General features: G+C 63.9%; 16 protein-coding genes. 5 read left to right on the forward strand and 11 right to left on the reverse strand.

Translation table 11 applies throughout. The features are described from left to right. Positions 1-219: 219 nt before the first annotated feature. Complete coding sequence (locus tag IEW63_RS14270; RefSeq protein ID WP_188637306.1) at positions 220-2,076, reverse strand: Lnb N-terminal periplasmic domain-containing protein; 1,857 nt, start codon at positions 2,074-2,076, stop codon at positions 220-222. Between the two features lie 90 nt (positions 2,077-2,166). Further along, the gene (locus tag IEW63_RS14275; protein WP_188637307.1) at positions 2,167-2,655 is read right to left on the reverse strand and encodes a DUF3015 domain-containing protein; all 489 of its coding nucleotides are present in this window, start codon (positions 2,653-2,655) and stop codon (positions 2,167-2,169) included. A gap of 243 nt (positions 2,656-2,898) precedes the next feature. Between IEW63_RS14275 and IEW63_RS14280 the strand changes: the two genes are divergently transcribed. Beyond that, positions 2,899-4,593 carry a long-chain-fatty-acid--CoA ligase gene (locus IEW63_RS14280; protein ID WP_188637308.1) on the forward strand — a complete coding sequence of 565 codons (1,695 nt, stop codon included), beginning with the start codon at positions 2,899-2,901 and terminating at the stop codon, positions 4,591-4,593. 37 nt (positions 4,594-4,630) lie between these two features. Here IEW63_RS14280 and IEW63_RS14285 read toward each other — a convergent pair whose 3' ends face one another. Then, entirely contained in the window at positions 4,631-6,253 is a 1,623-nt protein-coding gene (locus IEW63_RS14285; protein WP_188637309.1) for a methyl-accepting chemotaxis protein, read from the reverse strand. A 168-nt stretch (positions 6,254-6,421) separates the two neighbouring features. Between IEW63_RS14285 and IEW63_RS14290 the strand changes: the two genes are divergently transcribed. Then, on the forward strand, positions 6,422-7,132 hold the full coding sequence (locus IEW63_RS14290; RefSeq protein WP_188637310.1) for a VC0807 family protein: 711 nt from the start codon (positions 6,422-6,424) through the stop codon (positions 7,130-7,132). Between the two features lie 27 nt (positions 7,133-7,159). Here IEW63_RS14290 and IEW63_RS14295 read toward each other — a convergent pair whose 3' ends face one another. From IEW63_RS14295 to IEW63_RS14330, 8 genes are all read right to left on the reverse strand, one after another. Next, positions 7,160-8,287 carry an aminotransferase class V-fold PLP-dependent enzyme gene (locus IEW63_RS14295; protein ID WP_188637311.1) on the reverse strand — a complete coding sequence of 376 codons (1,128 nt, stop codon included), beginning with the start codon at positions 8,285-8,287 and terminating at the stop codon, positions 7,160-7,162. 96 nt (positions 8,288-8,383) lie between these two features. Beyond that, positions 8,384-9,244 carry an ABC transporter permease subunit gene (locus IEW63_RS14300; RefSeq protein ID WP_188637312.1) on the reverse strand — a complete coding sequence of 287 codons (861 nt, stop codon included), beginning with the start codon at positions 9,242-9,244 and terminating at the stop codon, positions 8,384-8,386. Further along, positions 9,241-10,140: an ABC transporter permease subunit gene (locus IEW63_RS14305; RefSeq protein ID WP_188637313.1), complete on the reverse strand. Its 900-nt coding sequence runs from the start codon at positions 10,138-10,140 to the stop codon at positions 9,241-9,243. Before IEW63_RS14305 ends, IEW63_RS14300 begins: the two co-directional genes overlap by 4 nt. After that, complete coding sequence (gene potA / locus IEW63_RS14310; protein ID WP_188637314.1) at positions 10,137-11,273, reverse strand: polyamine ABC transporter ATP-binding protein; 1,137 nt, start codon at positions 11,271-11,273, stop codon at positions 10,137-10,139. The genes IEW63_RS14305 and potA overlap by 4 nt, the downstream gene beginning before the upstream one ends. 52 nt (positions 11,274-11,325) lie before the next feature. After that, positions 11,326-12,411, reverse strand: a complete 1,086-nt coding sequence (locus tag IEW63_RS14315) for a polyamine ABC transporter substrate-binding protein (RefSeq protein WP_272872601.1) — start codon at positions 12,409-12,411, stop codon at positions 11,326-11,328. 199 nt (positions 12,412-12,610) lie between these two features. Next, complete coding sequence (locus IEW63_RS14320) at positions 12,611-13,987, reverse strand: aspartate aminotransferase family protein (RefSeq protein WP_188637316.1); 1,377 nt, start codon at positions 13,985-13,987, stop codon at positions 12,611-12,613. Between the two features lie 34 nt (positions 13,988-14,021). Then, positions 14,022-15,368, reverse strand: a complete 1,347-nt coding sequence (locus IEW63_RS14325; RefSeq protein ID WP_188637317.1) for a glutamine synthetase family protein — start codon at positions 15,366-15,368, stop codon at positions 14,022-14,024. Beyond that, positions 15,355-16,176 (reverse strand): gamma-glutamyl-gamma-aminobutyrate hydrolase family protein, encoded by an 822-nt coding sequence (locus IEW63_RS14330; RefSeq protein WP_229710539.1) that lies wholly within the window; start codon positions 16,174-16,176, stop codon positions 15,355-15,357. Before IEW63_RS14330 ends, IEW63_RS14325 begins: the two co-directional genes overlap by 14 nt. Positions 16,177-16,381: 205 nt before the next feature. Between IEW63_RS14330 and IEW63_RS14335 the strand changes: the two genes are divergently transcribed. The 3 genes from IEW63_RS14335 to IEW63_RS14345 all read left to right on the forward strand — a co-directional run bounded on the left by IEW63_RS14335 (position 16,382) and on the right by IEW63_RS14345 (position 20,026). Beyond that, complete coding sequence (locus tag IEW63_RS14335) at positions 16,382-17,821, forward strand: glutamine synthetase family protein (protein WP_188637318.1); 1,440 nt, start codon at positions 16,382-16,384, stop codon at positions 17,819-17,821. Positions 17,822-17,837: 16 nt separating this feature from the next. Further along, the gene (locus tag IEW63_RS14340; RefSeq protein WP_188637319.1) at positions 17,838-19,106 is read left to right on the forward strand and encodes an NAD(P)/FAD-dependent oxidoreductase; all 1,269 of its coding nucleotides are present in this window, start codon (positions 17,838-17,840) and stop codon (positions 19,104-19,106) included. 161 nt (positions 19,107-19,267) lie between these two features. Further along, a complete protein-coding gene (locus IEW63_RS14345) occupies positions 19,268-20,026 on the forward strand; it encodes a M90 family metallopeptidase (RefSeq protein ID WP_272872602.1) in 759 nt (252 codons plus the stop codon). Positions 20,027-20,107 lie beyond the last annotated feature (81 nt).

Below are 20,107 nucleotides of genomic sequence, written 5' to 3' on the forward strand. Positions count from 1 at the left end.
CGGGGCGATCGGCGCGCGGCACCTAGCGATTGTAGGAGCCCCGACCCCGGGGCGATCGGCACGCGGCACCTAGCGATTGTAGGGGCCCCGCCCCCGGGGCGATCGGCGCGCGGCACCTAGCGATTGTAGGAGCCCCGACCCCGGGGCGATCGGCGCGCGGCACCTGACGATTGTAGGAGCCCCGACCCCGGGGCGATTGGCGGCCCGGGCCGCCCGGGTTCAGTAGTAATACCACCTCAACTGCAGCATCAGCTCATTCTGCGGGTTGGCCCACTGGCTGAACTGGCGCTGCGCACTCAGCCGCAGGCCGAGATCACGGCTGAGCTCCAGCTGCTGGGTCAAGCCGATGCGTCGGCGCACCTCGCCGTTATGGAAGTAGTCGGCCTGGGCCTCAAGCAGCATGTTACCCGCCCCGTTACGCCACAGCAGACCGCTGTCGAAACCGGCTGCCGGACTCAGTTTCGCGGCAACATCAGGGTGATGTTCGACTCTCAGCGTGGCCAGCCCGTAAGCCAGCAGGCCATCTCCCAGCTGCCAGGTGAAACCGCCTCCGCCGTTCAGGTGGCCCACCAGCTGCTGTCTGCCATCCTTGCCCGCTACCCGTTCCAGCCCTGTCTCCACCTGCCACGACCACGGCTTGAGCAGGGCATGACGGGGTGTCAGTGAGCGAATGCTGATCAACCCCAGCTCTTCCAGTTGCCAGTGGTTGCCCTCGTACTGGCGAACCCGCAGCTTGCCCAGCTCGATCTGCGCGCCCAGCGGGAACCCGTCGAGATTGTCATTGAGATCATGGTAGGCCATGCGCAGGCCGTACTCGGCAAAGGCGAGGTGGTCCTGCGTGCCCGCCGCCAGTTGCCAGGTGCGCGACTCATGGCCATCCTCCGGCAACGGTGGAATGTCGATTTCCAGCCGCGGTGGCGGGTTGCGGTTGATGGCCTGCAGCAGCTCGTAGCTGCGTGCGGCGTTGTCGGGGTCCCGCTCCCGGTTGACCGCCTGATAGCGCAACAACCGATAGCTGGTTTCCTGCACCAGGGCCTGGCGTTCCGCGGGGAGCGCCTGACAGGCAGACCCCTGCAACAGGCGGGTATCGGCCGCCAGCGCTCGGGCCAGGCGCAGCTCGTCCGCGTCCAGTGGCTCGGCGCGGGCCAGCAGTTCCTTTTCCCGGGAAGGACGATAGTTAACTTCGGTGATCATGCCGGCTTCCTTCACCGCGCGCACCGTGTCCGCGGGGATCGCCGTCAGCGGAAACTGGTCGGTCAGGCGCAGCCCGGGCCGGGCGATCTCCAGCAGCTCCAGCAGCCGGAAGGAGCAGTTCTCGTCGAAGAAGAAGTAGTCGAAGCGGATCTGCCGCAACTCCCAGACATGTTCGATCATGCGCCCGGTTTCTTCCGGGGTCAGGTCGAGCTGGTATTCCCACAGGTCGCGGTTCTCCAGACTGCTGTATTCGCTGATCTTGTCGCGGTAGGGCAGCAGCGAGAACTGACCGGGATAGCCGCCGGCCAACCCCTTCCAGGCGTAGAGGATGCTGTTGTCCATCTCGCCGACCATGGCACCGAAATTGAGCGCGTAGCTGAGCAGCGCCGTGCCGTTGCCCTGCATGTCGGCACGATCGATGCGCAGCAGGGTATGGCCGAACATCGAGGATGGGCTGTTCAGGTAGGCGTCGGGAAATACCAGCACGGTGCTGTGCGGGTCGATGTCCGCATACCAGGTGTCGTATTCGGCGCATTCCACCGCCGGCAGCTCGGTAAGCCCCAGCTGATCGCGAAGCCAGCGTGTACGTGACGGGTAACGGCACTGCACATGATCATCGCCCAGCGCCGGATCCGCATGCAGACTCTCCAGCGTTGCCTGCAGCTCGGCGAGGGGCAAACGTTCACCGTCAGCGGCGAGGAAGAAGGCCGGGTCATCGATGTAGCTGCGCCAGCCACCGAGCAGGGAACGCTGATAATGGCCGAGGGAGATCCAGTAGGGGTGTTCGGCAAGCGTCTGCAGCGAGGCAGGATCGTGCCTGGGAGCTGCCTGTACAGCGAAGCTGGCCAGCGCCAGCAGCACGGGAAGCAGAGTTCTGAACATGGGAAACCGCAGGTGAAAGCGGAAGTGCCGAAGGCACTCGGGGCCGCCACTGCCCGGCGGTCATCACCGGACAGGGCAGCAGCGGGACGATCAGGCCTGGTCGGCGTACCGGGCCAGAACGGCGTCGCGCTTCATCACTTCCAGAGTGGCGGCATGCACCTGCTCGGCGGTGACGTCGGCGGAGCTGAAGATCTCGCTGAAATGCTGGCTGGTGACAGCGGCGAAGCGGGCGCGGTCTTCGGCCGGAACGCCCATGACCACGGCATAGGTGGTGAGGGCTTCGCCTTCGCCACGGGCCATGTCTTCGGACAGCTCGTTCATGATGCTGCTCAGCACCAGCATGGACTTGCCGTGGTAGGCCAGTGCACCGCTGGTATCACAGCCGTTGGTACCGGAGGTCATGCCGAAGGTGGCATTACCGGAAGTACCGTTGGTGATGGAGGCAACCAGGTGGGACGGCAGGCCGCGCTGGCCTTCGAACAGCATGTTGCCCCAGCCGCAACCGGGGCCACCGGGCGCGGTTGCGAAGGCATTGAGGGAAGCAGCGGCAAGCAGCGAGCCAATCAGGATCCGTTTCATGACTATCATCCAGTTTTTATGGAAAGAAGCATGAATCTAGCAACCCGCTTCGCTAATTGCAATTTGTTACATATCAGGCGAGACGCGGTCTGCACGGCTGTATGCATAACTGTGATCTGGGTCACGTCCCCGGTCGGATTTATGGCGGCGCATACGGCAGCTGGATCGGCCTTTGCGAACCCGCTGCACAGGGCTAGGGTGGTTTCATACGAATAATTACAAACGAAGCCGAGGAGGCGTGCGATGGGTTCAGATAGACAGTTTTCCTGGCTGGATTCCTACCCCGAGAGTGTGCGCTGGGACGCCCGGTTGGCCACCGGCCCGGTCGCCGAACTGCTGGCCGAAGCCGCGCGGCAGTTTGCCGACAGGCCCGCCATTGATTTTCTCGGCCACAAGATGACCTACCGGCAGCTTGATGATCTGGTCAGCCGTGCCGCCTGCGGTCTGCAGCAGCTCGGCGTCGGGCCGGGGGTTCATGTCGGGCTGTTCCTGCCCAATTCTCCGCATTATTTCATTTCCTTCTTCGGCGTGCTTCGGGCCGGCGGCACCGTGGTCAATTATTCCCCTCTGGATGCAGAGCGCACCCTCGCTCACAAGATCGAGGACAGTGAAACCGACATCATGCTGACGCTGGATCTGGCCAGCCTGTATCCGCGAATGGGCGGTCTGTTGGGTAAAAGCCGGCTGAAGCAGCTGGTGGTCGGCAGGCTCACCGAGTTCTGCGGCCCGGTGAGCGAAGAGGCGGCAACTCCGCTGGGGCCGTCGGTGCCAGTGGTATACGACAGCAGCACCCGCTCCTTTGCCAGCCTGCTGGACAATGATGGCCGGTACCGGGCGCAACCGATGGCGGACCCGGCCGACAGCCTGGCGGTGCTGCAGTACACCGGCGGTACCACCGGTGTGCCCAAGGGCGCCATGCTGACCCACGCCAATATCACCGCTGCCTGCGCGCAGTTGCAGGCAATTCTCGGTGGGTCACTGGTGTCCGGCAGTGAACGGGTGCTGGCGGTGCTGCCGCCGTTCCATATCTACGCGCTGATGGTGAACATGGTCTACAGCGTGCGCCTGGGCGCCGAAGCCTATCTGCACCCGCGCTTCGATGCCGAGACAGTCCTGAGGGAAATCCACGACAACCGCATCACCACCTTCCCCGGTGTACCGACCATGTTCATCGGGCTGGCGGCGCACCCGCTGACAGCCACCCTCGACCTGACCTCGCTCAAGCTGTGCAATTCGGGAGGCGCTCCGCTGCCGCTGGAGGTGCAGCAGCGCTATTCGGAGATGGCCGGCTGTGCCCTGCGTGAGGGGTGGGGCATGACCGAAACCACTACCACCGGTACTTTCACCCCGAGCGATGCCGCGCCGCGTCCCGGCTCCTGCGGATTGCCGGTGCCCGGCGTGATCATCCGCATAGCGCCCCTGGACGGCAGCCCGGGCAGCCTGCCGCCGGGCGAGAGGGGCGAGGTGTGCATTGCCGGGCCGAATATCACGGCCGGCTACTGGAAGCGCCCTGATGCCACCGCCGAGGCGATGACCGAGGATGGCTTCCTGCGTACCGGTGACGTCGGTTATATGGACGAGGAGGGCTGGGTCTATATCGTCGACCGCACCAAGGACATGATTCTCTGCAGCGGCTACAACGTCTACCCAAGGGTGATAGAGGAGGCCATCTACGAGCACCCCGACGTGGAGGAAGTGGCGGTTATCGGTATTGATGACCCCTGGCGGGGACAGGCGCCCAAGGCCTTCATCAAGCTCAGGGCGCAGGCGCCGGTGCTGGGGTTCGAGGAGCTGCAGCGCTTTCTCGAAGGCCGGCTCGGTAAGCATGAGCGGCTGGCAGCGATGGAGCTGCGCACCGAGCTGCCACGCACGCCGGTAGGCAAGCTGTCGAGAAAGGACCTGGTCGAGGAGGAGCGTAACCGGGCCGCCATCGCCTGAGTCCGCCGGCTGACCCGCCGGCGGAGGGGCGTGCCGGTCAGGCGTGGAGTCGCGCCGCCAGGGTGTTGAGCCCGGTGGAGAGCTCCTGCAGCGTTTCACTGGCCCGGGCAGTATGCTCCACCTGTTGCTGGTTGGTCGCCGCGATATCGGTGATTTCGGTGATATTGCGCGAGATATCCTCGCTCACGCTGGTCTGCTCCTCGGCAGCGGTGGCGATCTGGCGGTTCATGTCGCGGATCGACTCCACGGCCACGGCGATCTGCTGCAGACTGTCGCCGGCCAGGGTCACCTGCTGCATGCCGGCATCGCTGCTGGCGCGGCCGGCATCGATCGCCTTGACCGCCTGCTGTGCGCCCTGCTGAACGCTGTTGATGATCTGCTGGATTTCACTGGTGGATTCGCTGGTGCGACGGGCCAGGGTCCGCACCTCATCGGCGACCACAGCGAAACCGGACCCGGCTTCTCCGGCGCGCGCCGCCTCGATGGCCGCGTTGAGCGCCAGCAGGTTGGTTTGCTCCGCGACGCTCTGGATGACTTCCAGCACCTTGCCGATGCGGTGGCTGTCTCCTTCCAGCTGGGTAATAACCCGGGTGGTGTGCTCGATCTGCTGCATCAGGTCCTGCATGGCATCGATGGCATGGGTCATGGTCTGGCGACCGGCCCGGGCATTCTCATCCGCCGCGTCCGCCGCATTGGCTGCATCCGCCGCGTAGCGGGCGACCTCGGCGGCAGTGGCGGCCATCTCCTGCATCGCGGTGGCGACCTGATCGGTCCGCGAGAACTGCTCGCGGCTGCCGTGGGCCATCTTCGTCGCCACGCTGTTCAATCCGCCGCTGGCCTGGTCAAGCTCGCGGGTACTGCGGCGCAGCCCGGCGGCGGTGTCGCCGAGGAAACCGCGCAGTTGTTCGGCGGAACGGGCCAGCGCGCCCAGCTCGTCGTCCCGCGTGGTGATGATGGGGGTATCGAAGCGGCCCTCGGCCAGTTGTCCGATGTGGCGCACCAGTTCGGTGATGGGGTTCACCAGTTGGCGGCTGAGCAGCAGACTGGCGAAGAGCGAGATGCCCGCCGCGCTGATCAGCAGAATGATGACGCCGAGGATGACCGTGCGCAGAGTGGTCTCGCGGATGCGCTCCACCTCGCTGAGGGCGTACTGCTGCAGTTGGTCGGTCAGTTGCTGCATCTGCTCCCCGGCGTCGCGATCGATGCCCCGCAGCCGGCTGTCAGCGGCCACAGGGTCCCGGTCACTGTCGATGAACTGGGCAAGGCCGTTACGGTAATGCTCGCCCAGCTGCTGATGAGCGGCCCGCAACCGGGTGATGCGCGCCCGTACGTCGGCGCTGACATCCAGCACGCTGATCTGTTCGAGCAGCCGCTGTACATCGGCCTCGCGGCTCTGGAACTGCTGCCAGTAGCGGTCCAGGTCGGCCTGATTGGCGCCGCGCAGCAGGATGTTCTTCCATTCCTGGACCTGTTCCCGGAACGCCAGGTTGGCCTCGTTGACCTGATCGGCGGCGGCCATCGGCCCTTCGATCAGGCCACGGTAGTTGCGCAGCTCGTTTGCCAGAATAAGTACGCTGGAAATGGCAATCACCAACATCAACGACAGGCTTCCGACCAACAGGGTCAGACTCTGCAGTCTCAATGAGGACTTGAATCGCATGGGGTTCTCTTCAGTCATGATGAACGTCGGCACCACCGCTTGTCAGTCAGCGGAGTGTGTGAGGTGTTTTTATTGGGATCTGGAGATGCTATCGGCTGGTAGCTGCGGGAACTTTACACCATACTGGGCGGCCTTGCTGTTACAGCTGCACGAGATATGCCGGACACCATGAACGACGCCCTGACGGACACTCCTCAACACAAGCCCCGCCCCTTCGTTGACCTGCTGGTCAGCATCGTCATCCCTTCGGTAATCCTGATGAAGTTCAGCGGCGATGCCCACCTGGGCCCGCACCAGGCGCTGCTGGTGGCGCTGGCCTTCCCGCTGGGCTGGGGGCTGTTCGAGCTGGTGCGTTATCGCAAGTACAACTTCATTGCGGTACTCGGGGTGATCAGTGTGTTCCTCACCGGCGGCATTGGCCTGCTGGAACTGGACCCGAAGTGGCTGGCCGTCAAGGAGGCTGCGGTGCCCGGGGTGATCGGCCTGGCCGTGCTGTTCTCCACCCGTACCCGCTATCCGCTGATCCGGACCATGGTGTACAACGAGAAGGTGCTCAACGTGAAGCGCATTGACGAGCGTCTGCACGAGCGTGGCCTGACGGAGATATTCGAGCGGCGGCTGCTGATGGCGACCTACTTTCTCGCCGGCACCTTCTTCTTTTCATCGGTAATGAATTTCATCGTCGCCAAGTGGATTGTGGTCAGCCCCGCCGGCACCGAAGCCTTCAATGCCGAGCTGGGCCGCATGACCCTGGTCAGCTACCCGATGATCGCCATCCCGTCGATGCTGATGATGTTCGCCATCATCTTCTACCTGTGGCGGACCATTCATGGTCTGACCGGGCTGAAAATGGAAGAGATCGTCGCCGAACAGAAGTAGGGCGGCTTTCGCCGCCCTCTCACTGGTCTAGCTCAACCTGTCCAGCGCCTGGCGCAGCCGCGCCACCGCGCCGTCCACATCCTGCAGCTTGTCCAGCCCGAACAGGCCGATGCGGAAGGTCTTGAAGCCAGCCGGCTCGTCACACATCAGCGGCACGCCACTGGCGGTCTGCAGGCCCTGTTCGCCAAAGGCCTTGCCGCTGTGCACGCCATCATCGGCGGTGTAGCTGACCACTACCCCCGGGGCCTGAAAGCCCGCCGCCGCGACGCTTCGGATGCCGCGACTCTCCAGCAGTTCGCGCACGGCCCGACCCAGGGCAGTCTGCTGATCGCGCAGGCGTTCGAAGCCGATCTCGGCGGTCTCGCGCATGGTGTTGCGGAAGGCACGCAGGGCATCGGTCGGCAGGGTCGCATGGTAGGCATGGCCGCCGTTCTCGTAGGCGCGCATGATCTCCAGCCACTTCTTCAGGTCGCAGGCGAAACTGTTGCTGCGGGTCTGCTCGATGCGCTCCAGGGCGCGCTCGCTGAACATGACCAGCGCGCAGGAGGGGGAAGCACTCCAGCCCTTCTGCGGCGCGCTGATCAGCACATCCACACCGCAGGCCTGCATGTCCACCCAGAGCGTGCCCGAGGCGACGCAGTCGAGCACGAACAGACCTCCCACCGCATGCACCGCCTCGCTGACCGCGCGCAGGTAGTCGTCCGGCAGCAGAATGCCGGAGGCGGTTTCCACATGGGGGGCGAATACCACGGCGGGCCTGTGTTCACGGATGGCAGCGATCACCTCGTCGATCGGCGCCGGGGCAAAGGGTGCCTGCTCGCCTTCGCCAACCTGCCGGGCCTTGAGCACGATCTCCTCGGCGGGCAGCTCGGTGGCTTCGAAGATCTGGCTCCACCGGTAGCTGAACCAGCCATTGCGCAGCACCATGCAGCGCTGATCGCGGGCGAACTGCCGGGCCACCGCCTCCATGCCGTAGGTACCGCCGCCCGGCACCAGCGCCACGCCGGCGGCGTTGTAGACCTGCTTGAGGGTGGCGGAGATGTCGCGCATGACCTGCTGGAACTCGGCTGACATGTGATTCAGCGAGCGGTCGGTGAATACCACCGAGTATTCGAACAGGCCATCGGGGTCGATGGCGGGATAGAGGCTGGACAAGGTGAAACTCCTGAACCGGGAAAGGGGATGGTCGGCAAGGCCGACCGATCATGAAACCCTATCCCAATTCGGAGTGTTTGCAAGTACCTGTTGGTCTCAACCCTGCGGCTGAGCGCGCAGGCGCTCCTCTTCCGGCGGCAGCATCCGGCTGCGCTTGTCGGCGCGCCGGGCGATGAACCAGATCAGCAGGGTGAACAGCGAGACCGCCAGCAGGATGACGCTGGCAATGGCGTTGATTTCCGGCTTCACCCCCAGCCGCACGGCGGAGAAGATCTCCATCGGCAGGGTGGTCGATCCCGGGCCGGAAACGAAGCTGGCCAGTACCAGGTCGTCCAGCGACAGGGTGAAGGACAGCAGCCAGCCGGCAATGATCGATGGCGCAATCATGGGTACCGTGATCAGCATGAAGGTCTTCCATGGCGGCGCACCCAGATCCAGCGCCGCCTCCTCCATGGACTGGTCCAGTTCGCCCAGCCGGCTGCTGACGACGATGGCCACATAGGCCACCGCGAAGGTGGTGTGGGCGATCCAGATGGTCAGCATGCCGCGGTCGAAGGTGATGCCCATCAGGTACTCCAGCACCTGGGCCATGGCCACGAACAGCAACAGCAGGGACAGGCCGGTGATCACCTCCGGCATCACCAGGGGCGCGGTGACCATGCCGGAAAACAGCGTGCGGCCGCGGAAATGCCGGATGCGGGTCATGGCGAAGGCCGCCATCGTACCCAGCACCACGGCGGCGGTGGCGGTGTAGAAGGCGATCTGCAGGCTGCGCTTGACCGCGCTCATCAGCTGGGTGTTGTCCAGCAGGCCCACGTACCAGTGCACCGACCAGCCGCCCCATACTGTCACCAGCCGTGAGGCGTTGAACGAGTAGATGACCAGAATGACCATCGGCAGATAGAGAAACAGCAGGCCACACCACAGCACCACGGTGGAAAAATCAGGGCGCCTCATGTCTTCTTCTCCATCTCACGTGACTGGTTGTAGTGGAACAGGATGATCGGCACCAGCAGCAGTACCAGCATCACTATCGCCAGCGCCGAGGCCACCGGCCAGTCGCGGTTGTTGAAGAACTCCTGCCACAGTACCCTGCCTATCATCAGGGTCTCCGGGCCGCCGAGCAGCTCGGGCACGACGAATTCGCCCACCACCGGAATGAACACCAGCATCGAACCGGCGATGATGCCGGCACGGGACAGCGGCACGGTCACCTTCCAGAACGCCCTGATGCGGCTGGCCCCCAGATCGGTGGCCGCCTCCAGCAGGGTCGGGTCGTGCTTGACCAGGTTGGCGTACAGCGGCAGCACCATGAACGGCAGATAGGCGTAGACCAGACCGATATACACCGCGCTGTTGGTGTTGAGGATCTGCAGCGGCGCGTCAATCAGGCCCAGCGACTGCAGCACGTTGTTGAGCAGGCCGTTACTGCTGAGGATGCCCATCCATGCATAGACGCGGATCAGCAGCGCCGTCCAGGTCGGCATCATGATCAGCAGCAGATAGATCATCTGGCGCTCCCGGGGCGCGCGGGCAATGGCCAGGGCCATCGGGTAGCCGAGCAGCAGGCAGACCAGGGTGGTGATCAGGGCGATCCTCAATGAGCCCAGATAGGCCGCATAATACAGGCTGTCCTGGGTGAGGAAGATGTAGTTGCCCATGTTCAGGACAATGGTCAGCGCCTGGTCGGCGTACTGGAACAGGCGCTCGTAGGGCGGGATCGCGATCGCCGCCTGGGAGAAGCTGATCTTCAGTACGATGACGAAGGGCAGCAGGAAGAACAGGAACATCCACAGATAGGGGACGCTGATCACCAGTGCCTTGCCGCTGGGGCGACGCAGAAAGCGATTCATGACTGCAGCACCACGCCACCGTCGTCATCCCAGCTGACATACACCTTGTCATCCCAGGTCGGTCGGGGCAGGCGGCGCTCGGAGTTGGCGAAGAACGCCTGCACCATCTTGCCGCTGTCCAGCTTGATGTAATACACCGAATGGCCGCCCAGGTAGGCGATGTCGTGCACCACGCCGTGGGCCCAGTTGTATTGCTGCTCGGGCTGCTCGGTGGTGACGAAGACCTTTTCCGGACGCAGCGCATACATCGCGCTCTTGTTCTCGGCGCGGGTTGTGACGCCGTGGCCGAGGTAGATCTGCCGTTCCAGCTGCGGACACTCGATGATCACATGGTCTTCCATGTCGACCACGATCTCGCCCTCGAAGATGTTCACGCTGCCGACGAACTCGGCAACGTGACGGTTGACCGGGCTCTCGTAGATGTCCATCGGCGTGCCGACCTGGACGATCCAGCCCTGATCCATGATGGCAATGCGCTGGGCCATGGTCATGGCCTCTTCCTGGTCGTGGGTGACCATGATGCAGGTCACGCCGACCCGCTCGATGATCTCCACCAGCTCCAGCTGCATCTGCGAGCGCAGCTTCTTGTCCAGTGCGCCCATGGGCTCGTCCAGCAGCAACAGTTTGGGCCGCTTGGCCAGAGAGCGGGCCAGTGCCACCCGCTGGCGCTGGCCACCCGAGAGTTGATGGGGCTTGCGCTTGGCGAATTTGCTCATGTGCACCAGCTTGAGCATTTCCGCGACCCGGTCGGCGATCTCCTGCTTGCCGAGCTTGTCCTGTTTCAGGCCGAAGGCGATATTCTGTTCCACCGTCATGTGCGGGAACAGCGCGTAGGACTGGAACATCATGTTGATCGGCCGCTTGTGCGGCGGCAGGTCGGTGATGTTCTGGCCATCGAGAAACACCCGGCCTTCGCTGGGCTTTTCGAAGCCGGCGAGAATGCGCAGCAGGGTAGACTTGCCGGAACCGGAGCCACCGAGCAGGGCGAAGATCTCGCCGCGGTTGATGGTCAGGGTCACGTCATCCACGGCGACGGCATCATCAAATTGCTTGGTGACGCGCTCGATCTTTACGAACTCCACCTGTTCCTTTTTGGCCATGGCCGGTTTTATGGCACCTGCGGCACCCACCATAGGTTTTCTACTCCACCAGAAGAAAGAGGGGCCGCGAGCGGCCCCGGTTGAATCAGCGTCCCGACTTGATGCGGTTCCAGGCGCGGGTGATGATCCGTTGAGATGCCAGCGGACGCGGTTTGGCCACAAACAGGTTGGCCATTACCTCGTCGCTGGGGTAGATCGCCGGGTCGTTCAGCACTTCCGGGTCGATGAGTTCATTGGCCGCCAGGTTCGGGTTGGCATAGGCGACATAATCGGTGATCGGGGCAACGACCTCCGGACGCAGGATGTAGTTGATGAAGGTGTGGGCATTATCGGCATTGGGCGCATCCTTGGGGATGGCCATCATGTCGAACCACAGGGCGGCGCCTTCCTTGGGGATGCTGTAGCCGATGTTCACGCCGTTCTCGGCCTCTTCGGCCCGGGCAGCCGCCTGGAACACGTCGCCGGAAAAGCCGGCGGCCACGCAGATCTCGCCGTTGGCCAGGTCGGAGATGTAGCGCGAGGAGTGGAAGTAGGCCACATGGCTGCGCACGCTCATCAGCAGCTCTTCGGCCTTCTTCAGGTCATCAGCGCTGTTGCTGTTGGGATCCAGACCCAGGTACTGGAGCGCGGCGGACAGCATCTCGTCACCCGAGTCGAGCATGGAGATTCCGCAGCTGGCCAGCTTGGCGGCGACCTCGGGCTTGAACATCAGGTCCCAGGAATCCAGCGGCGCGTCGTCACCGAGAATGGCCTTGACCTTGTCGATGTTGTAGCCGATGCCGTTGGTACCCCACATGTAGGGGATGGAGTACTGGCTGCCCGGATCGATGCTCTCCATATCATCCATCAGGTCCGGGTTGAGGTTCTTCATGTTCGGCAGCTTGGAGTGATCCAGCTTCTGGTAGACGCCCGCCTCGATCTGCTTGGTCAGATAGTGGTTGGACGGCACCACGATGTCGAAGCCGGAGCGGCCTGTCAGCAGCTTGGCGTCCAGCACCTCGTTGGAGTCGTAGACGTCATAGGTGACCCGGATGCCGGTTTCCTTCTCGAAGTTGGCGATGGTGTCTTCGGCGATGTAGTCCGACCAGTTGTAGATCTTCAACTCGCCTGCGGCCTGCGCCGCGCCGGCGAACAACCCGGTAACTGCAAAAGTCAGCAGAGTCTTGCGCATAATCGGTTTCATGCTATCTCCTTGTGAACGCCGTCCCGGGCGGACCGGGCTGCTCTCAATCAGGCCGGAACGAGCCAGCCGTAACGGTTGATCAAACAACATCCGGAGAAGCTCCGGGTCTGCTTCACTGCGAACGCCATGCGCCATGGTGGTTCGACAGAGCCTAGTGTATTCAAGCCGTGTGCGCTCGGATAGAGGGCTAGCTCCGGCCAAGCTGCTGGGCTGTCATGTTCAGCGTGCGCCAGGCCTTGTCGAACAGCTCGTCGATTTCCTGCGGCTCGATCACCAGGGGCGGCGACATTATCATGCTATCGCCCACCGCGCGCATGACCAGACCATTTCTGATACACAAATCCCGGCACAGGCTGCCGGCGGCGCCCTTGCCGGGAAAGCGTTCCCGGGTGTTACGGTCCTTCACCAGCTCGATCGCGCCGAGCATGCCGACGCCGCGCACCTCGCCCACCAGTGGGTGGTCGGCCAGCTCGCGGATTCGTTTCTGAAGATAGGGAGCGGCCTCGTTACGGGCGTAATCGACGATGCCTTCGTCACGCAGGATGCGCAGGTTCTCGAGGGCCACGGCTGCCGCCACCGGATGCCCGGAGTAGGTGTAGCCGTGGAAGAATTCACCGCCCTCGTCGATCAATGCACGCGCCACCCGCTCGCCGACGATCACGCCGCCCATCGGCAGGTAGCCGGAGGTCATGCCCTTGGCGATCGGCATCAGATCCGGGCGGATGTTGTAGTACTGGCTGCCGAACCACTCTCCGGTGCGGCCGAATCCGCAGATCACCTCATCGACCACCAGCAGGATGCCGTACCGGTCGACGATGCGCTGGATCTCGGGCCAGTAGGTGGCAGGGGGCACGATGACGCCGCCGGCACCCTGGATAGGTTCGGCGATGAAGGCGGCGACCCGGTCGGCGCCCAGTTCGAGGATCTTCGCTTCCAGCTGGCGAGCGGCCCACAGGCCGAACTCGTCCTCGTCCATGTCGCCGCCTTCGCCATACCAGTAGGGCTGAGCGATATGCGCTATGCCCGGGATCGGCAGGTCGCCCTGCTCGTGCATCGCGCCCATGCCGCCGAGACTGGCGCCAGCGACGGTGGATCCGTGATAACCGTTGGTGCGGCCGATAACGGTCTTGCGCAGGGGCTGGCCCTGCAGGTCCCAGTAGCGGCGGACCATGCGCAGCACGGTGTCGTTGGCTTCTGACCCGGAGCCGGTGAAGAACACGTGGTTCATGTGTGCCGGCGCCTGTTCGGCGATGGCGTGGGCGAGCTCCACCGCGGGCGGGTGGGTGCACTGGAAGAAGCTGTTGTAATAGGGCAGTTCGAGCATCTGCCGGTGGGCGGCGTCGGCAAGCTCGCTGCGGCCGTAACCGATGTTCACGCACCAGAGCCCAGCCATGCCATCCAGCAGCCGGTTGCCCTCGCTGTCCCAGAGGTAAACGCCAGCGGCACGCTCGATGATGCGCGTGCCGCGGCCACCCAGTTCCCTGTGGTCGGTGAACGGATGCAGATGGTGCGCTGCATCCAGGGCCTGCAACCGGGCCGTATCGAGTTTGCCTGCGGTGGTCATGGCGGTACTCCTCGGGGCCGCTCGAGCCCCCTGATCAGACGGAGAGCATGAGAAACTCCCGCTCCCAGGAACTGATGACGCGTTTGTAGTTCTCGTTTTCAACCCGCTTCACTGCAATGTAGCCGCGGCAGAACTTCTCACCGAGCAGTTCCTTCACATCCTGGCACTGCTCCATGCGTTCCAGCGCCGACTCCAGCGAGAAGGGCAGGCGCAGGTTGCGCCGCTCATAGGCCCGACCTTCTACCGGAGCGCTGGGCTCGATTTTCTTGATCATGCCCAGATAGCCACACAGCAGGCTGCCGGCGATGGCTATATAAGGGTTGGCATCGGCACCCGGCAGACGGTTTTCCAGGCGCATGTTTTCCGGCGTGGAGTAGGGCACCCGCAGACCGGCGGTGCGGTTCTCGATGCCCCATTCAACGTTGACCGGTGCCGAGGTGTCCGGCAGGAAGCGGCGGAACGAGTTGACGTTGGGCGCGAACATCGGCAGCACCTCGGGAATATAGCGCTGCAGCCCGCCGATGTGATGCAGGAACAGCGTGCTCATGTTGCCATCGTCGTTGACGAAGATGTTCCTGCCGGTCTTGATGTCGACGATGCTCTGGTGCAGGTGCATGGCACTGCCGGGCTCGTTGGTGATCGGCTTGGCCATGAAGGTGGCGGCCACGTCGTGCTTGAGCGCCGCCTCGCGCATGGTGCGCTTGAACACCAGCACCTGATCGGCCAGATGCAATGGGTCGCCGTGACGGAAGTTGATCTCCATCTGCGCGGTGCCTTCCTCGTGGATCAGGGTATCCAGATCCAGGCCCTGGGCCTCGCTCCAGTCGTACATGTCCTCGAACAGCGGGTCGAACTCGTTGGCCGCATCGATGGAGAACGACTGACGCCCGGTCTCCTGGCGGCCGGAGCGGCCGATTGGCGGCTGCAGGGGCAGGTCCGGGTCGTCGTTGCGCTTGGTCAGGTAGAACTCCATTTCCGGCGCCACCAGTGGCTTCCAGCCTTTTTTCTCATACAGGCGCAACACCTTTTTCAGCAGATTGCGCGGCGACATCTCGATCGGGTTGCCCTGCCGGTCGTAGCAGTCGTGGATGATCTGGGCGGTGGGCTCGATGGCCCAGGGCACCATATAGATCCCCTCGTCGTCCGGCCTGCAGATCATGTCGATGTCGGCGGGGTCGAGCAGGTCGTAATAGATGTCGTCCTCGACGTAATCGCCGGTCACCGATTGCAGGAGGATGCTTTCGGGCAGCCGCATGCCCTTTTCCGACATGAATTTGACCGTCGGGGCGATCTTGCCCCGGGCGATCCCGGTGAGATCGCTGACCATGCATTCGACTTCGGTGATGCGGTGTTCCTTGAGAAAGGCTTCAATCTTGTTCATGCAATCCTCTTGGCCGGGCAGCTCTGGCCCGGCAGGCGTCTCCAAACGCCTTGAATATACGCAGATAGAAGGGGTTTTCCGTCACTTTCCATTCCGGATGCCACTGCACGCCAAGGGCGAAGGTGGAGGCGGAGCGAACGGAAAACGCTTCAATGAGTCCATCCGGTGCCACGGCTTCGGGCTGCAGCCCGGGGGCCAGACGATCCACGCCCTGGGTATGCAGGGAGTTGATCTGCGCCGTGCTGCAGCCGGTCTCCCGGTCGAGCAGTCCTCCCGGCTCGATGCGAACCTCATGGACCGGCGCGTACTGCACTTCCAGCGGCTGGCTGGTGTCTTCCCGATGTTCGCTGAAACGGCCCGCCTCGTGCAGACGCTGGTGCAGGCTGCCGCCGAAGGCCACGTTCATTTCCTGGAAACCGCGACAGATGCCCAGCACGGGTACGCCCCGTTCCACCGCGCTGCGGATCAGCGGCAGGGTAGTGGCATCGCGCTGCGGGTCATGGTGGGTCCCCGGCTCGCTGGCGGGGCCGGAGTAATGGTGCGGCTCGACGTTGGACGGCGAGCCGGTGAACAGCAGGCCGTCCAGCCGGTCGAGCAGCGCTTCGAGCGGCAGCTGGTCACCCAGTGCGGGGATGAGCACCGGAAGGCCACCGGCTCCCTGCAGGACGCCGAGAATGTACTTGTCGCCGGCCATGTGGAAAGGGTGCGGGCCGATCTGGGTGGTGCAGCAGGAAATGCCGATCAACGGCGGGCGGGTGTCGGACATGTTGTGGTCTGCGCGGTCGCGGCTGGTAAGGGTGTTGTTCATTTTTTCATACAATAGCAGTAAAGAAACGGCATCACCAACCGGCGTTTCGCTGGCCGTGCAGGCTTTCCCCGATATGGTGCGCAGCGCTCTGACTGGCCCCGGATTGGTGCGCTTGCCGCTCTATTGACTCGCCGATGACTTTCGGGATTTACTCTCAATCGTAAGGGTGATGGTTGATATATTTTACAAATAACAGGTGACGAACATGCACTCCCCAGCCGATGTCCCGCACGTCGGTACCGAGCCGGCCAAGGTCACGCCCATCGACGCCGCCGATACTGCCTGCAATCCCCTGCATGAGGCCGAGCAGTTCCTCGCGGCCTACCCTGATGTCCATTTCATTGATCTGCTGATTGCCGACATGAACGGTATAGTGCGCGGCAAGCGCATCGACCGGTCGGCACTGGTGCGCGCATACGAGCGGGGCATCGCCCTGCCGGCCTCGGTATTCGCCCTGAACATCCAGGGCACCACCGTGGAGGAAACCGGCCTGGGGATGGAGATCGGTGATGCCGACCGCATCTGCCTGCCGATCCCCGGTACGCTCTGCCTCGAACCCTGGCAGAAGCGCCCGACCGGCCAGCTGCTGATGACCATGTACGAGCTGGATCGCCAGACACCGTTCTTCGCCGACCCGCGGTATGTCCTGCAGCGGGTGGTCGAGCGCTTCGCCGAGCTCGGGCTCACGCCGGTCTCGGCCTTCGAGCTGGAGTTCTTCCTGATCGACCAGGAGAACATCACCGGCCGGCCTCAGCCGCCGCGTTCGCCGATCTCCGGCAAGCGGCCCAATTCGGTCCAGGTGTACTCCATGGATGATCTGGACGAGTACGCGGAATTTCTCGAGGACGTCATCGAAGCTGCCCACGAGCAGGGCATCCCCGCTGACGCCATCGTCGCCGAATCGGCCCCCGGCCAGTTCGAAGTCAACCTCCATCACGTCGACTGCCCGATCAAGGCCTGCGACTACAGCGTGCTGCTCAAGCGGGTGATCAAGAACGTGGCCTATGACCACGAGATGGACACCACCTTCATGGCCAAACCCTACCACGACCAGGCCGGTAACGGCATGCATGTGCATATCAGTCTGGAGCGGGACGGACTCAACACCTTCGCCCCGGACGCCGATGGCAATCTGTCCGACAACCTGCGCTGGGCCATCGGCGGACTGCTGGAAACCCTGCCGCAGTACATGGCCTTCCTCTGTCCGAACGTGAATTCCTACCGCCGTTTCAGCCCGAACTTCTATGTGCCCTGTTCGCCGACCTGGGGCATCGACAACCGCACAGTTGCGGTGCGGGTGCCCGGCGGCGACCCGGAGAACATGCGCATCGAGCACCGCCTGGGCGGCGCCGACGCCAACCCTTATCTGCTGATGGCGGCGCTGCTGTCGGCCATCCACTATGGCATCAGCAATCGCATCGAGCCGCCGCCGATCACCGAGGGCAACGCTTATGATCAGCACGAGCCTTCGCTGCCGACCAACCTGCGCGACGCCCTGCGCCAGCTCGAGGCTTCCGAGGTGATGAAGGAATACATCGGCGAGGAATATCTGGACGTGTTCGTGCTGTGCAAGGAAAGCGAGCTGGAGGAGTTCGAGCGAACCATCTCCGATCTGGAATACATGTGGTATCTGCATACGGTATAACGCGGGCCATGCTCAGATGCCGCTGACCCGCTCCTGGTACCGGGACAGTGCTGGTCCGACGGCGTCCTACGCTCCGCTGACGGGCCGGCAGCACGCTGATGTCTGCGTGATTGGTGCCGGATACACCGGCCTGTCCGCCGCGCTGGAGCTGGCTGCGGCGGGACTGCGGGTGCGCGTGCTGGAAGCCGAGCAGCCCGGCTGGGGCTGCTCCGGGCGCAACGGCGGGCAGATCAATCCGGGCCTGGCTTGTGATCATCAGGTGCTGCAACGGGCATTGGGGCCTGCGGATGCGCTGCGCCTGTGGCACCTGTCCCTCGCTGGGGTACAGCTGATTGCCCAGCGGGTGGAGCGTTACCGGATCGACTGCGACCTGACCCCCGGCATCCTGCTGGTGGCCAATCGGCCGCGTCAGCTCCCGGCGCTGCACCGCTGGCAAGACGAACTGCAGCAGCTGGGGTATGACCAGCTGAGCTTCCATGACCGGGACGGGCTGCGGCTGTTGCTGAGCGCCGATTACCAGGGTGGGGTGCTGGATGCCGGCGGTGGCAGCCTGCATCCGCTCAGGTATGTACTGGGCCTGGCCCGTGCGGCGGAGCAGGCCGGTGCGCAGATCCATGACCACTCCCGGGTCAGCGCCATCCAGCAAGATGCGACCGGCGTGACAGTCAGCACCGATCAGGGACAGGTACGGGCCGATCAACTGATCATCGGCGGCAACGCCTACAGCGGGGGACTCTTGCCCTGGCGGCACCGGCGATTCATCCCTGTCGGCAGTTACATCGGGGCCACCCGCCCGCTGGGCGAGCTAGCCGAGCAGCTGATCCCGTCCCGCCTGGCCGTGTGTGACATGAACAATCTGATCGACTACTACCGCCTTACTCCGGACAACCGGCTGCTGTTCGGCGGTCGTGCTACCGCCGGCGCCGCGCGAATGGACCGTTTGCGCACCACCATGCGCCAGCGCATGGGGCATGTTTTTCCCCAGCTGGCTGAAGAAGACTTCGACTACCTGTGGGGCGGCCAGGTGGCGATGACCGCCAGCCGTGCTCCCCACTTCGGCCGCCTGGGCAGCCGCGTGCTCTACGCCCAGGGCTATTCAGGGCAGGGCGTGGCGCTGACCGGGCTCGCCGGCAAGCTGCTGGCCGAAGCCGTACTGGGGCGAGGCGATGGCTTCGAACTGTTCGCCCGGCTGCGGCATCTGCCGGTGCCGCCCGGCTCCGCCCTGCAAACCGCCGTCAGGGCGATGGCCCTGAGCTGGTACGCCTTGCTGGACCGGCGCGGCTGAAGCGCTGCTGCGGTAATCGGCGGGTAGATTGCCTGAACCGTGGCGAGTCCTGGCCAGCAGTGGCAGACTTCAGTTTCATCGCAAGGTTATGACTCGGACAGGAGTGTATCGCTATTTCCGACAAATCCACTGCACCGGTTGCTGGCGGCTGGTGGCAACGCCTGCGCCACTGGCGCGAGGATCGTCAGCTGCGACAAATGCAGATACCGCCGGCGCAGTGGCAAGCCGCGCTGGGCGACTGGTCTGTATACCAGCGCTGCGATGCTGCCCAGCGGGCGCGCCTGCATGATCTGGCCGGGCGGCTGCTGCTGCGCAAACATCTGGTCGCCGTCAACGGAGCCGAACTCGACGACCTGCTGCGCCTGCGCATCGCCGGCATGGCGGTAGTGCCGATCCTCGGACTGGGGCTGGACTGGTACGACCGCTGGCAGACCCTGATTCTCTACGAGGGTCCCTTCGTGGCCGAGCACAGTTGGGAAGACGAGTACGGCATTGTTCATCACGAAGTCAGCGAGCGCAGCGGCGAAGCCTGGGAGCGCGGGCCGGTGGTGCTGTCGCTGGATGATGTCTGGCACTCGGGGCGCGGGGACGGCTACAACGTGGTCATCCATGAGCTGGCGCATACGCTGGACATGCGTGACGGCAGCGCCAATGGCGCGCCGCCCCTCCATCCCGGTATGGACGCTGCAGCGTGGAAGCGGGACATGCAGGCCGCCTGGGATAACCTGGCGAGAAGAGCGGAGCAGGGAGAGGAGCTGCCGGTGGACGACTACGCGCTGGAAGACCCTGCGGAATTCTTCGCTGTGCTGTCGGAGACGTTCTTTGAGCAGCCGGAGCCGCTGCAACAGGCGTGGCCTTTGGTGTACAGGCATCTGGTTGAGTTTTATCGGCAGGCGCCTGTGCAACCGGAACATGGGTAACACTTTAAACCGGGAACATGGGTTACACCTCTCCCCCCCGCGTGCCACTGGCACGCGGGCTCTAATCGCGATGTCCTGAGG

It is taken from the genome of Halopseudomonas pertucinogena, assembly GCF_014646575.1.
In the GTDB taxonomy this organism is placed as follows: Bacteria; Pseudomonadota; Gammaproteobacteria; order Pseudomonadales; family Pseudomonadaceae; genus Halopseudomonas; species Halopseudomonas pertucinogena.

Excerpts from the sequence above, each read along its gene's own strand:
- IEW63_RS14270 (WP_188637306.1), bottom strand. The coding sequence starts at position 2,076 with ATGTTCAGAACTCTGCTTCCCGTGCTGCTGGCGCTGGCCAGCTTCGCT.
- IEW63_RS14275 (WP_188637307.1), bottom strand. The coding sequence starts at position 2,655 with ATGAAACGGATCCTGATTGGCTCGCTGCTTGCCGCTGCTTCCCTCAAT.
- IEW63_RS14280 (WP_188637308.1), top strand. The coding sequence starts at position 2,899 with ATGGGTTCAGATAGACAGTTTTCCTGGCTGGATTCCTACCCCGAGAGT.
- IEW63_RS14285 (WP_188637309.1), bottom strand. The coding sequence starts at position 6,253 with ATGCGATTCAAGTCCTCATTGAGACTGCAGAGTCTGACCCTGTTGGTC.
- IEW63_RS14290 (WP_188637310.1), top strand. The coding sequence starts at position 6,422 with ATGAACGACGCCCTGACGGACACTCCTCAACACAAGCCCCGCCCCTTC.
- IEW63_RS14300 (WP_188637312.1), bottom strand. The coding sequence starts at position 9,244 with ATGAGGCGCCCTGATTTTTCCACCGTGGTGCTGTGGTGTGGCCTGCTG.
- IEW63_RS14305 (WP_188637313.1), bottom strand. The coding sequence starts at position 10,140 with ATGAATCGCTTTCTGCGTCGCCCCAGCGGCAAGGCACTGGTGATCAGC.
- potA (WP_188637314.1), bottom strand. The coding sequence starts at position 11,273 with ATGGTGGGTGCCGCAGGTGCCATAAAACCGGCCATGGCCAAAAAGGAA.
- IEW63_RS14315 (WP_272872601.1), bottom strand. The coding sequence starts at position 12,411 with ATGCGCAAGACTCTGCTGACTTTTGCAGTTACCGGGTTGTTCGCCGGC.
- IEW63_RS14320 (WP_188637316.1), bottom strand. The coding sequence starts at position 13,987 with ATGACCACCGCAGGCAAACTCGATACGGCCCGGTTGCAGGCCCTGGAT.
- IEW63_RS14325 (WP_188637317.1), bottom strand. The coding sequence starts at position 15,368 with ATGAACAAGATTGAAGCCTTTCTCAAGGAACACCGCATCACCGAAGTC.
- IEW63_RS14330 (WP_229710539.1), bottom strand. The coding sequence starts at position 16,176 with ATGAACAACACCCTTACCAGCCGCGACCGCGCAGACCACAACATGTCC.
- IEW63_RS14335 (WP_188637318.1), top strand. The coding sequence starts at position 16,382 with ATGCACTCCCCAGCCGATGTCCCGCACGTCGGTACCGAGCCGGCCAAG.
- IEW63_RS14340 (WP_188637319.1), top strand. The coding sequence starts at position 17,838 with ATGCCGCTGACCCGCTCCTGGTACCGGGACAGTGCTGGTCCGACGGCG.